A 13,522-nucleotide genomic window follows, 5' to 3' on the forward strand; every position below is an offset into this window, starting at 1 on the left:
TCAGGTTTTGTATTTGCGATGCAACGATTCAGCCAAGCCGATCAGGCCAGCCACAGGTCCTTTTGGCCAGGCTTCGTAGGGTCCCGCGGCCGTGGAATCCCGGCCGCCTGTCCGCAACTTGAAACGGGTAACGTCAGGGTTTACGTCAGGGTCTATTCCACCCAAATCCAAGCACTTGAGACCTAATTCGCGGCAATGAAGCACAGCGCGCCACATCAAGTAGTGCCCGGCATTAAGCCTTCGCCCTGTCGGAGAAGTGGCTCCAAACAAGTAGGTCGCATTCGAGCCCGCTATCCCGAGTGTCATTGCTCCGATATCCTCGCCATCCTTACGTGCGACCAAGACCGTATGATCGAAATCCTCGCCCGACAAAGAATAGTAGAATTCCGGTGGAATATCGGGTCTAAACCCTTTGGCCGCTTGAACCTGTTCATAGAGGATTTGAAACCGTTGGGACAAAAAACGGATCGGCCCGGTTTCCAGGTCCAACTCCGCTTTCAGCGCGTTTCTCAATGGATTGCGCCATTTGCCATGAAGTGCGGCCAAAAGCTTCTCATCGTTCTGTTTGGGATCGATCAGGACCGTCCGATAGACCGGGGCGCGGGCGGTCGGGACAAAGCCTGCGCGCGCAATCACTTCGTCCGGTACAGAAACAGAGGCTGGAAAGCGCAAGCGCAGAGTGTGGCCGGAAAAATGCGCGTACTGGCGAAGATCACGCAGTACGCCGCAGAGTGTATCTGCATCAAGCATGTCGTCATTCTCAAGACGAGTCAAAGGTCCGGCGGCGATCCAAGCGATCCCCCGGTTCAGCAATGGAGCCCGTTTGACTCTGAGACAGGCTGCGGCGACCGGCGCACCCAGCGCATTATGCAGGCTTACAAATTCCGCATTGGATCCAATCCGTTCGGCCGCGGCCTTGGCGTAGGTCAACGTCTGTTCGTAGGTGAGATCCTCGAACCCTCGGCAGAGTTCAGGCCAGTCATCGGGCGCCACGCGGCGCAGGGTCAGAGGGAGTTGCGCCATCAGATCGGTGCCATTTCCTGTACCGACCGCAGCATCCGTTCCAGTGCAAGTTCTTCCTCCGGGGCCAATGGTCGGGAAGGTTGTAGAGCGAATTCATTTGGAATACCGTCGCGGGCACCGGGAAAAATTGAAAGTCCGTTCTGTGACAGAAACACTTCAACATTTGCCAGAACTTGCCATGGGTCGACGCATAGGTTTTCGTAATCGATCCGAAAATACCGTTCCGATCCGACATGGGCGCAATCGCGTTCGATATCCTGCGCAACGCCAATTACTTGCCGGCAGGCGCGCTCAATGATGGTATCGCCGCCCGCGTTCGACGGCCGGACGGACCACCACTTTTCCCGATCCAGCCTTGGCCCTTTGTTGTGCTGCTGCGCCCGGATAATGGATCTAGCGGTGTTCTTGGCATCGCGTCGGATTTCAAGAAACAGACAACCTGGAAACAGCGCGTCGAGAAGCCGGACACGGTTCGAATGCATTACGTTTTTGTTCACGAAAGGAGCATCGGCAAGCGCTGAAATTCCCGCCAGCGTCCTTCGAATTTCCTCGACAGGTAATCCTGTAAGCCCGCGCTCGTCGATCCAGTGGCCATCCTCCAACCACCTCCGCCAGATCCATCCTCCTTCATTGGGAGCGGCCCAACCGGAAATATGGCCGTAGACACTTTGGTACTCGGGCTTGTGCTTGGGAACCAACCTCTGACCAAGCATGGTCGCAGTTAGGGGCGTCTGGTAGAACCGGTGCGCGAAATTCGAAAAATAAGAGAATTTGAACCCCGCTATCATGATTTCATAAAAAAGCGACGTCCCGGATCTCGGTGCTCCTAGGATAAATACATGCGGCCAGCGGGCTGCCGATTGCCGCGCGAGCATCCTGGACTCCAGCGGGGAAAGAACGGTATGTACCGCCCCGCGCAAGAGTGATGTCGCTAGGTTACTCATGCCGCCATGTCCGCTGAAGGCTTTGGCGGAACTTGCCCACGCGGTGGTCTCACCAGAGCCCGAATCAGGAATGACAATCTCTTGCGCCAAGCCCGAGCGCCTTCGTTCCTTGGTCGTATCAGGCTCACGGGCAAAAACCAGGCGGCGCGCAAAAGGTCACCGCTCAACATGAGCATGGTTCCCAACCATGCGACCGTGGGGCCGCGCGAAAACCGAAGGAAAAGGATCCGTCCTTTTGCAATCTCAACGGATTTCCACGGCGATCTCTGGCCCGTAGAAAACGCACCGTGATGTATGATCCTGATATCCGGATTGTAGCGCACTTTTAGGCCTGCCTGCCTGACACGCCAGCACCATTCCGCCTCTTCGCTATACATGAAAAAGCGGTCATCCATCATGCCGACCCTGTCGACGACTTCTCTCGAGAGCATCATGAAACATCCTGCCACGACATCCACATCTTGTACGCGATCCCGCGCAAGTGAAACGTAGCGTTGATCGCCAAATTGCCGACTGTTGCGGATCAATTTGTTGGGAACGAAGACATTCCAGAAAAGCCCACTCAACGAGACTTGGCGAAACAATGTAAGTTGTTGCGTTCCGTCGCCCAACGACGCGTGGCAACCAAGGATGCCGACATCCGGGTTGACCTCCAGATATTTCACAGCCCTTTCGAGTGCGCCATCAAGAATTTCCGTGTCAGGATTAAGTACAAGCAAATAACGGCCTTGCGCGTGCCGTATGCCGATATTGTTGCCCCAGGCGTAGCCACCGTTTTGGCCCGTAGCTAACACCTTCACCCGTGGAAACGTCCTTCGAAGCGACGCGACGCTGCCATCCGTGGAAGCGTTGTCCACCACGATGACCTCAAGATCCAACGCTCCTGCATTGTCCAATACCGATTGGATCGCATTGGCGGTCACATCTTGAGTATTGTAATTTACGATGATCACGCTCAGGTCGAACCGGGCCCGAGCAGGCGAAACGCAGGGTGCGGGCATATTAGGTTTCGGGTTTTTTACCTTTTGTTCCATTTGGTACTTTGCTACTCTCCGCATGTTTTGTTTTGCGAAGTTTCCTGTCCACGATTTCGAGCACTTGTTTGAGCCTCTGATGTCATCACTTTGTCTGGGGTAGCTTTGCGGATTTAGAGTTATTGAAGTGTTTGTAGAGACGCTTGGGGATTTGCAGCGCTGTGGTTTCAAAACCGTCGGGGCGACCGGCAAGTATCCATAGAAGAAGATGTGACCCGACATAGGAAAAAACTCCGGTCAGAACTTTGACTGCGAAGATGTAACGGAGCTTCGGCACGTCGTCAAAAGAAGCGAAGGCCCATCCAAGCTCGTCGTGTGTTCCATAAGCGCTACCAACAAGTGTGACTACCGCGATCATGACAATGCAAGAAACAATACTGCGCCAAGAAACGGTCAGAGGCCCAAGAAATGTTCGGTTTCCAAACCGTTTTGCGATTGCCAGAGTCATTAAAATTGCGACGACACTGGAAGCACCTGCAGCGATGACCGCCCCGGTAAAGCCAATTTTTACCCCAATCCACATGAGCAGGCTTACCAATACCAATAGTACCGTATTTCGGATGAAAAGGAGCTTGGTCGAACCGTCGACATATGTCGCGGCGCGGACATTGTCCTGCAGCGCCTCGAGAGCCCTTAGTGGCGCCAGAACCGCAATCACCTGCCAAGCTTCCAACCACTTGAAACCGAATACTACGACGATGATGTGGTCAGCCACCAAAGCCATACCAATCGAAATCGGCAACAAGATCGCGACGAGAAACTCGTTAATTCGGACAAAAGCCGCGTCCTTTTGGTCCGTATTTCGGGAAATGTCCGCGAGCGCGGGGTAAATGACCCTCTGAAATGGCGCAAAAACTTGAGTCGTGACGAGCATTGTAATCCGGTTGCCCAGCCGGAAAATACCGGCATCAGCTAATCCTAGGGATGCGCCGATCACAATCTGCGGCATGTTTTTGGACAGAAACTGGGCTATCTGAGCGCCCATTGACCACGTCAAAAAGGAAAAGCTGTCCCGCCAACCCGCCAAAGAAAAGTGTGGCGCCATGGGAGCCACTCTGAAAGTCCAGGCGCCACGAGCAGTCAGCGAAATTATGTTGGCAACGACGATCGCCCAAAAATCTCTCCACACCCAAGCCAGTGTGATTACGAAGACGGAATATACAACGCGGATCAGCGTTTCTTCACCCGCTGCATGACGAAACTGGAGTTTCCTTTCGAACAGAATGAAGCGCGGGCTTCTGAACGCGACAGTTATTGACAGCAAGCAGAGAGCAGGAACGAGTTGCACAAGTTCGGGAATTCCGACAAAGCTCGCCACCGGTTGTAATATGAAGAAGAAAACCGCGGCTAAAGCCCCAATTATCACCTGAAATGTGAAAACTGTGTCTAGATGCACCTGCGAAACATCGTCGAGTCGAATGAGCACAACCGATACTTGGCGTTGCATCATCTCCAATAAAGTCGTCGCAATCAGAAAAAAGGCTGCGATCCCGAAATCTTCAGGCGACAATAGTCTCGCCGTAATTGCTAGCGTTAGAAACCCGAGGATTTGTCGGAAAAGACCGCTTGCCAACAGCGTCGCGGCACCTGCCACAAGTGCCGAGCTGCGATCGGGCAAACCTTCTCGCGGATCGGATTCCGGGGACTCTTTCAAGTGCACCGTCTTTCTCAATTCAACAATCAACCACAATACTAATCAATGTTTCGCAGACTGGCACCTCCACGTCGCCTGCCCAACTCGAGATCGACGTCACGGTGTCTGGGTTTTACCGCCAGAACTAATACCGGCAACTTCTTAACCATCGCCAAACCCGAACCATACCGGTCCAGTGTCAGCATTACATGACTTGATTCGTTGGATACTTCTGTTCAGTGTCGGAATGTTGGGCCATATTTCAAGGGATATTCTCGAACGGCTTCAAAAAAACGGGCGACATACACTGAAACATGCCCAAAACGAGATGTTTAAAGTTGCTAGATGGCAACTAGGATCGCGGAAGCCATTTGTTAGGTGTGACTATATGAAGATCGCGATTTTCGGGATGGGGTATGTCGGCTTCACGGCGGCGTGTTGCCTGGCACACCAGGGGCACGAAGTTGTGGGCATCGAGGTGAATGCCGACAAGGTGTCCGAGATCAACTCCGGCCAGCCTCCGATCAAGGAACCCGGCGTGGGCGAGTTGCTGGCGACGGCCCGGAGCAAGGGCCTGATCCGCGCGGTCACCGAAGTCCCCGATCTGGCCGAATTCGATCTTGCCATCGTCTGCGTCGGCACGCCCAGTTCCAATGACGGCTCGCACAACATGAACTTCGTGGCCGAGGTCACCCGCCAGATCGCAAACACCGTGTCGCCCGACCGGTCGCGGCCGTTGACGGTTGCCTACCGGTCAACCTTTCGCCCCGGTACCGTCAAACAGCTGATCGAGCCGATCTTCCGAAACTGCCTGGGTGACCGCACCGAACAGGCGGTCGAGATCGTATACAACCCCGAATTCCTGCGCGAAGCCTCGGCAGTCAAGGATTTCTTCGATCCGCCCAAGATCGTCGTCGGCACCAGGGATGGCAAACGCTCCGGCGTGATGGACGCGCTGCATGAAGGTCTCGATGCACCCGTCTTTTATACGGCTTATGAAGAGGCCGAGATCACCAAATTCGTCGACAATACCTGGCACGCGATCAAGGTGGCTTATGCCAATGAGATCGGTCGGATCTGTCACCGGATGGGCGTGTCGGCGAGAACCGTACACGAGATATTCGTCTCGGACACCAAGCTCAACATCTCGGCCACATACACCCGCCCGGGTGGTGCATTCGGCGGATCGTGCCTGCCCAAGGACATCCGGGCGCTGCAGCACATCGCGGAAGAGATCGGCGCGCACACGCACCTGATCGACAGCCTTTTGCGAACGAACGAAACCCACAAGACCTACCAAGCGCAGGACATCATGGCTCGGCTGCCGGACGGCGGCCGGGTGCTGATGGCAGGACTGGCGTTCAAGGCCGAAACCGACGACCTGCGCGAAAGCCCCAATGTCGATATTGCCAGGCGACTGCTGGAAGGCGGCTATCAGCTTTCGGTCTATGACCCGGCGATCAGGCCCACAGATCTGCGTGGCCAGAACCTTGGATACGCCTTCGCCCACCTGCCAACCGTCAGCACCTTGTTGGTCGACAGGGAAACGGCCGAGGCCGGGCCCTGGGATCTGGTGATCGGGTCGAACAGGATTGTCGACGAGTTGGATCTGGGCGATGTCGAGGTGGTGCGGACCTATGAATATGACTAGCCAGCCACCGGCCGCGCGACCGGTATCTCTCGACGAATTGCGCCAGACCTGTCCCCTGGACGGGCTCAAAGTGCTGATCGTCGTTGAAAACCTGCCCGTGCCCTTCGACCGCAGGGTCTGGATGGAAGCGCGGACACTGACGGCGGCGGGCGCACTGGTCTCGATCATCTGCCCAACCGGCAAGGGCCATGAAGAACGGTTCTGGGAAAGCGAAGGGATCAGCGTCTACCGCCATCCCCTGCCGCTCGATGCAAGTGGGGCGTTGGGATATCTTCTGGAATATGGAGCCGCACTTTTCTGGGAAAGCTGGCTCGCCCTGCGGATCAAGCTGACGCGGGGGTTTCACGTCATCCATGGCTGCAACCCGCCCGACCTGATCTTTCTGGTGGCATTGCCCTACAAGCTGTTCGGCGTGCGCTATATGTTCGATCACCACGACATCAATCCCGAACTCTACGAAGCAAAGTTCGGCAAGCGCGGATTTTTCTGGAAGTTGATGCGCCTGTTCGAACGGCTGACCTTTGCCTCGGCGCGGGTATCGATCGCGACCAACGAAAGTTATCGCAGAATCGCCATCGAACGCGGCGGCATGGAGCCCGAGGATGTGTTCATCGTCCGCTCGGGTCCCGACCTCAGCCGCCTGAAAAAGCTGCCGCCCAACCCGGCCTGGCGCAACGGGCGGCGGTTCTTGGTGGGCTATGTCGGCGTGATGGGCGATCAGGAGGGGATCGACCTTTTGCTCGAAGCGGTTGATCATCTGGTGCATGGCAAGGCTCGCACCGACATACAGTTCTGCCTCGTCGGGGGTGGCCCCAGTCTTGAAAAACTGCAGCAGCAGTCCGCGGACATGGGGTTGTCGGAGTTTGTCACGTTCACCGGCCGCGCGCCCGATCATGACCTGTTCGAAGTTCTGTCCACGTCGGATGTCTGCGTGAACCCGGACCGGGTGAACGAGATGAACGACAAATCCACCATGAACAAGATCCTCGAATACATGGCCTTCGAGAAACCGATCGTTCAGTTCGACGTCACCGAAGGGCGTTATTCGGCAGGCGAGGCATCGCTCTACGCGCGCCCGAACGACCCGCAAGACCTTGCGGATAAGATCGCAGATCTACTGTCGGACGAAGCGCACCGGGCCGAAATGGGGCGTTTCGGCCGAGAGCGCGTCGAAGCCGAGATGGCCTGGCCGCATCAGGTTCCGGCCCTGATTGCGGCCTACCAGCGTATCTGGAAGGGGTAGAATGGCCGCTGCGACACCCGCACCGGCCGATTCCGTCCGCAACCAATCCGCAGCAAGCATCAGGGCTTCAGCGTGAACTGCCGCCCCAGCGTGAAGTAGACCGAGTTTCCGGATGCCGTCGTTCCACCCTGGTCATCGAACTGGTGCTGGTAGCCAAAGCTCATTGCCCAATCATTGGTGATCGCTCGGGTATAGGCCGCGGTGAAGTTTGCCCTCTGGCGTGGATTGGCCGCTCCGGGTCCTTCATCTTCCTGGTCCGCGAAGTCGAGGCTGAACGAAACCGCCGATATCGGGTTGATGAAGTAGTCATAAGCCAGGTAGGCCAGCGTCTGACGGGTCTCCCGGCTTTGAGTGCTGGTGCCTACGCGGCGCTGAAGGCGAGCCGCGAACTGTGAGGTGTTCAGCGAATACAATAGTCCGAGGTCTCCGATCCAGGTCGTTTCCCCGAACGGTCCTTCCGTCAAACCGACGTTGAAATCCAGCGATCCATTGGCCCGCTGGTAGCTCCGGCCAACCGTGGCGCTTGTACGGGAACCATTGACGCCGAACGTGTGGTCGAGCACAGCATTTGCCGTACCATCTGGAAGCGCCTTGCTCCAGGTGAACAAGGCGACATAATCCTCGGTCACGGAATTGGTGTTGAGTGCGCGGAACGTTTCGTCGACCTGCCTGATACCGATGTCCGCATTGACCGTGGTCACCGAAGAAACGTCATATGAAACACCGGTGGAAAGCGTTGTCGTGTTTCGGTCGGTTTGCACCGTGTCTTCGGCCTTGAATTCCTCATAACTGAGGCGCACGTTTCCCTGCAGGACCGGCGAATAGCGCATCAATGCCGCCACCGAGAAGTTGTCCGTCCTGTTGTTGAACAGGTTCGGATCTGTCGTGTCCCGATAGTCGCGTTCCCGGTGAAAATACCCGAACTGGAAGCCTAACGGATCATTGATCCCGGTTTGCCAATCCAGGTTTCCGAAGGTGGCGGTTCGTATGCCCGCACTGGTGGTGATATCGCTGGAATCGATGATCCCATCCAGGTTGATGTCCGTCAGCGATCGACTGAAGTTCAAGTCCGTCTCGCGGTATTCCAACGCCGCGCCGAACTGGCTGTTGGCGCTGTCGCGCTGATAGCTGAACCGCGTGAACGGATCTACGAATTCCGTGTCAGATCCCAGAACCGGCTCATCGTAGATGCGAAACAGGCCCGAGAGGTCGAAGGTCAGCGTGGAATTCGGTGTCTGGTTGACGACCCCAAGACCCAGGATGTTTTCCCACCGCGTCGTCGACCCCAGAGACGGATCGGTCAGCCTGAGGTTGTCGTCATATCTGAATGTCGAAAGATAATCGAGCGTTACGCTCGGGCCCCTGCCGACCCCGGTTTGCAGTAGGCCCGGTCGCGCGAGCCTTCTGGCCGGGTTTTGCGCCAGTTGCCTTACGACCGGGTTTTGAATCAATTGAGCGGACGCTTGTTGCCCCGGGGTCTGCTGCAAAGTCGTCAGATCGCCGGACGATTGTTGTCCGGAGGATTGCTGATCGCTTGACTGTTGCCCAGCCGATTGTTGTCCGGGCACTTGCGGCTGTTGTCCGAGCACTTGAGGCGCGGTCAATTGCTGACCTGAGGCCACTTGAGCCGGAACTTGAGTCGGATACTGCTGCCCGATTGCTGGCGCGACTGCTATGATAGAAGCTGCCCCTCCTGCCAGCGCGAGGGACAGCTTTTTCTTGTTTTTCCCCACCTGTATTGGCCCTTATTCGAACAATCGACGTGCTGGTACGACGATAACGTCACCCGGCCTGAGAATCGTGCTGCCTTTGATGCTGCCGCCCGTGCCGTCATAGTTGTAAAGATATCTGGTGTCCGCCCGACGCAGTTCGATGCGCTTGCGGGCGGCGAACCGTGTCAGTCCCCCGGCTTCGGCCAAGGCTTGCAGGATGGTCGTTCCTTCGCTGGCCGCGATCTTGCCGGGCACGCCAACCTCGCCAGTCACGTAAATGTCGATCGTCGGGCCCAGCGGCGCACCACCCGGAAACGCAGCCCCGAATGGCGGCGGTGCGATGGACGCCACCGAAACATAGACGGTCGGCGGTGCATTGAAATTCGTGGCAAGCGCCGAAGACAGCGATGACCTGAGTGCATCGACCGATTTCCCGGCGGCCCTGAGCGAACCGACCAGCGGGAACGTGATCGAACCGTCAGGAAGGACCAGAACGGTCCGGTTGAGGTTGGGGTCCTCCAGAACCTCGACCGCAAGAGCGTCTCCCGGTTTGATCTGATAGGAGCTTTGTGCAAAAGCACTGGTCGCTACGACCATGGCAGCGACGATGGCGAAAAATGATCCGATTACTGTACGCATATTCATGACTTTCACTTTTTCCCCTCTTATGCCTTCGTTTTTTTTACGAAACAATCTACCGAAAAAACCGTAATTTCAGAATGCGGCAGAAATGCAGCGGATTCCCCGCGTGCTGATTCACTCATCGCCATTGATCGAGGCTTTCAGCCGTTGAACTTCGTCATCAAGTGTTGGGGTAACGTCCAAAGAGACGCCCAGGTCACTGGCCGCCCGGTAGGCGCGCAGGGCGTCTTCGTTTCGGTCAAGGGCTGCATAGGTCCTGCCCAGGTGATACAGAAACAGCGGTTGGTCGGGACGCGCTCTTGCGGCTGGTTGGAGATAGATCAGAGCCTCCTCATAGTTGCCCAGCCGGAAGGCGATCCAACCATAAGTGTTTTGATACTCGGGTACACGTATCCCGCGCAGGCGCCGCGCCACTGACAAGGCTTGTTGCAGGCTCTGGTCATCGTCGCGATGCGTTGACAGGAGCCTTGCAAGGTTGTTGGCGACGACGGGTGAGCGATTATCCAAGAGGTAAAGCTTTTCATAGGCGGCGATTGCCTGCTCTACGTCACCGGAGCTTTCCTGATCTTTTGCCAAAAGCATGAGCAGATCCGGATTCTCGGGCAGTGCTTTCAGAGCCTCCAGCAACACACTCCTGGCTTCCGTCGTTTTTCCACGCTCGGACTGCAGGTCATAAAGCGCCACCCATGCCCGCGCAGCCTCCGGATGGTCCCGGAGTATCGCACGGTACAACCGCTCTGCCTCGGGATATTTCCCTTCCCCGGCCAGCAGATGCGCTTTGATGATTCGCAGCGGCAAGGAATCCGGGTTTTGGTCGAGCCTGCTGTCGAGGCGGGCGATAGCGCCAGGCGTGTTGCCCCTCGCAAGCATCGTACGGATGAACGTGACATCCGCCGAGAGGCCAAAATCCGGATCGTCAGCCAGTTCGAGTAAGATCGCAGAAAGGTCATCCGCGCGTGCGCGCGCCGCAATCATGTGAGCGCTGACTTCGGCCGACAAGCGTTCGGCCTCGGGGTCATCGAGAACACGCAGCGAGTCCAAGACGGCTTCAAGTTGCTCCCAGTTCTGGGTGTTCAAGTGGATCTCGCTCAACATGGACAGCAGATCCAGGTTTCCGGGGTTCCGGCGAAGCGAGGTGATCAAAACGCTTTCAGCGATTTCCATGTCGCCTTCGTCAATGAGGTAGCGTGCATAACGCAGTGACTCAGCAGGCGCATTCTCAGACACCTCCGCGGAAAGCACCAGCATTTCTCCCATCAATGCCCGGTCACCGTTGCGCTCATGCGCCCTGGCCATCAGGGTCAGCAGTTGGGGATCGCGGGGCTCAAGACCAAGAGCCCGGCGCAGAAGACCAATTGCTTCACCGGCACTGCCATTTTCTATCAACCAAGACGCACTTAGCTTGAGTGCGTCCAACTGGATGGGGTCTTCACGGAGAACCTTTTCGACCAAGGAACGCGCGGCATCGTGCTTTCCGACCTCAGCCAGCATTCGGGCGAGGTCCACCTCGCTTTCACGAGTATGTTCGGATCGTTCTGCATCTTCGACAAGCGCCTGCATCTCAAGGATCGCCGCCTGCCGGTCTCCTGACCGGAATTTCAGCATGGCCCGCATCGACTCGAATTGAGGCAGATTCGGGCCATTTTGTGCGATCATCCTATCCAATTCGGCAATCGCCGCGGCGATCCCGCGATATTGTTCGAGGAACGCAACCAAAGCCCGCGCCGAGGCAACGTCGCCGGCCTTTGCAGCCACTTCCGCGCGGAGAATTCGTTCCGCGGCGTCCAGGTTGTCTTGCGCGACATAGTGCTGGAGAAGCATCTGCTCCAGGTCACGATTGTCGGGAAACACGTTTTGCATCAGCTTGAGTTGCGCTTCGATTTCTTCCGGCCTGTCCAGTTCCTTAAAAGCGCGCAGGCGGATCTCATGCAGATCGAAACGCCCCGGCGCAAAGTTCTCGGCGGCACCGACTTCTTCCAGAACGCCTTGCCAATCCTGAATGCGGATCATGGAATCGATCACGACCTTCCGTGCGGTCGTCAGATCGGGGTGGACTGAAACGAGCTCCCGGGCAGCACGCACGGCTGCATCCGCGCCATTCGCATCGCCGTCCAGAATGGCATCGAAATAGGCCAGGGCATTGTTGACGGATTTGATATCGATGTCATCCGGGGCCAGTTCTGCGGCGGCGGCGCCATGGCGCCTTGCATCGTCCCAGTTCTCCAATTCCAGAGCCATTTCCGCCAAGGCGCGCCGGCCTTCCAGATTTTCCGGATAACGCTCCACCAAGCGCAGATAATGGCCGTAGGCCGCGCCGATATTGCCGCGTTCGCGCTGCACCCGGGCCACGGTTGCGCGCGCGTCCTCGTGGTTGCCATTCAATCTGAAGACTTCCCTGAACTCGCTCAGCGCGCCTTCGACATCGCCCTCTTCCAGCAAGGCCATGCCGGCCTGGAAATGCGCCTCGGCGCGTTCCTCGGCCGTGTCACAAGCGCTCAGCAACAGGATCGCGACACACAGGGCAGACGCGACGCGCGCACCACGAAAGAACCCAAATTGGCTCATTGTTACCTTTCCCGCACTGCCCCGAGAAATCGGAGTGCCAATCGATCTGACGGCCCCGAGAACGGAGTGTCAACAACCGGTCCCGCGTAGCACGACGAATATGGTCCGGAGCAGGATGGAAAGGTCGGTCCCGAGAGACAGCTCTTGCCAGTATTGCACGTCGTGTTCCGCACGCTCGGCAAATGAGGAGTCGTTTCGCCTGGAGACCTGCCAGAGCCCCGAAATGCCGGGACGCATGATGTAGTAAACCTTGCTGGGGTAGTGTTTTTTCTGACACACCATCATGGGGCGCGGGCCGACCAGGGACATGTCGCCTACAAGAACGTTCCAGAACTGCGGCAGCTCGTCCATCGAGGATTTCCGAAGAATGGTGCCGAACTTGATCACCCGTGGGTCTTCGCGAAGTTTCTGGTTTCTGTCCCATTCATCCCGGGCTTCGGGATTGTCCTCGAGATGATCTTCGAGAACGGTATCGGCATTGCGAACCATGGTCCGCAGCTTGATCATGCTGAATATCTTGCCGTTCCGGCCAACGCGCGGCTGCACGAAAAAAGGCGACACCCCCTGAAGGGCAAGCACGGCGGCGAACATCAGAGTCAACGGCACGACGATCGGCGCGGACACCAGTACGAAGATCACGTCGAAGACGCGTTTCCCCGCACTCCTGTAAACCGTCGAAGGGCGGGCTACGGCCGGCACTGCAATTTTTTCGGAGTAGCCAACGTCAACGTTGACGACGTCCTTCGAATGGGCTGTCACAATCAAACCCCCAAAAACAGGTACTCATTAACCCCAACACACAACCAAGCCCCAATACCTGGTACGAAATCAAGCTATGCAATCAGGATTGGCCAATCGACCGGCCATTCCACGTGCTCGGTAGGCTTACTATTGTTAACAAATTTCGTTCGACCTGCAAAACACTAATCCGACAGCAGTCACTGCAACTGATCGCGCTGTCGGGCGGGTTTTGACCGCCCGAGCGCCCAAGCAAAACCAGGAGATTGCGAGAATGTTCCAAACAGGATCTATTGATGAGCGCGCAGAAACATTTCGCCACCCTCATTGTCTGATA

General features: G+C 56.8%; 10 protein-coding genes. 2 read left to right on the top strand and 8 right to left on the bottom strand.

All coding sequences use genetic code 11. From position 1 onward, the window contains the following. The 4 genes from FGK63_RS12920 to FGK63_RS12935 form a co-directional block, all read right to left on the bottom strand. On the bottom strand, nucleotides 1-1,023 hold the full coding sequence (locus tag FGK63_RS12920; protein ID WP_138842863.1) for a lipid II:glycine glycyltransferase FemX: 1,023 nt from the start codon (nucleotides 1,021-1,023) through the stop codon (nucleotides 1-3). Further along, nucleotides 1,023-1,967, bottom strand: coding sequence for a sulfotransferase (locus tag FGK63_RS12925; protein WP_171052644.1), 945 nt, complete (start codon nucleotides 1,965-1,967; stop codon nucleotides 1,023-1,025). The genes FGK63_RS12920 and FGK63_RS12925 overlap by 1 nt, the downstream gene beginning before the upstream one ends. Next, nucleotides 1,964-3,001 (bottom strand): glycosyltransferase family 2 protein, encoded by a 1,038-nt coding sequence (locus FGK63_RS12930; RefSeq protein ID WP_171052645.1) that lies wholly within the window; start codon nucleotides 2,999-3,001, stop codon nucleotides 1,964-1,966. Before FGK63_RS12930 ends, FGK63_RS12925 begins: the two co-directional genes overlap by 4 nt. 85 nt (nucleotides 3,002-3,086) lie before the next feature. Next, a complete protein-coding gene (locus FGK63_RS12935; RefSeq protein WP_171052646.1) occupies nucleotides 3,087-4,655 on the bottom strand; it encodes an oligosaccharide flippase family protein in 1,569 nt (522 codons plus the stop codon). 367 nt (nucleotides 4,656-5,022) lie between these two features. Between FGK63_RS12935 and FGK63_RS12940 the strand changes: the two genes are divergently transcribed. Both FGK63_RS12940 and FGK63_RS12945 read left to right on the top strand, forming a co-directional pair. Beyond that, on the top strand, nucleotides 5,023-6,285 hold the full coding sequence (locus tag FGK63_RS12940; protein WP_138842870.1) for a nucleotide sugar dehydrogenase: 1,263 nt from the start codon (nucleotides 5,023-5,025) through the stop codon (nucleotides 6,283-6,285). Next, nucleotides 6,278-7,528 (top strand): glycosyltransferase family 4 protein, encoded by a 1,251-nt coding sequence (locus FGK63_RS12945; protein WP_138842872.1) that lies wholly within the window; start codon nucleotides 6,278-6,280, stop codon nucleotides 7,526-7,528. Before FGK63_RS12940 ends, FGK63_RS12945 begins: the two co-directional genes overlap by 8 nt. Before the next feature lie 59 nt (nucleotides 7,529-7,587). Here the strand turns inward: FGK63_RS12945 and FGK63_RS12950 are convergent, their stop codons facing one another. The 4 genes from FGK63_RS12950 to FGK63_RS12965 form a co-directional block, all read right to left on the bottom strand. After that, nucleotides 7,588-9,261, bottom strand: coding sequence for a TonB-dependent receptor (locus FGK63_RS12950; RefSeq protein WP_138842874.1), 1,674 nt, complete (start codon nucleotides 9,259-9,261; stop codon nucleotides 7,588-7,590). 12 nt (nucleotides 9,262-9,273) lie between these two features. Beyond that, complete coding sequence (locus tag FGK63_RS12955) at nucleotides 9,274-9,885, bottom strand: polysaccharide biosynthesis/export family protein (RefSeq protein ID WP_246044022.1); 612 nt, start codon at nucleotides 9,883-9,885, stop codon at nucleotides 9,274-9,276. A gap of 111 nt (nucleotides 9,886-9,996) precedes the next feature. Continuing rightward, entirely contained in the window at nucleotides 9,997-12,447 is a 2,451-nt protein-coding gene (locus tag FGK63_RS12960; RefSeq protein ID WP_138842876.1) for a tetratricopeptide repeat protein, read from the bottom strand. 69 nt (nucleotides 12,448-12,516) lie between these two features. After that, nucleotides 12,517-13,206, bottom strand: a complete 690-nt coding sequence (locus tag FGK63_RS12965) for a sugar transferase (protein ID WP_138842878.1) — start codon at nucleotides 13,204-13,206, stop codon at nucleotides 12,517-12,519. Nucleotides 13,207-13,522 lie beyond the last annotated feature (316 nt).

The organism is Ruegeria sediminis (assembly GCF_005938215.1).
In the GTDB taxonomy this organism is placed as follows: Bacteria; Pseudomonadota; Alphaproteobacteria; order Rhodobacterales; family Rhodobacteraceae; genus Ruegeria; species Ruegeria sediminis.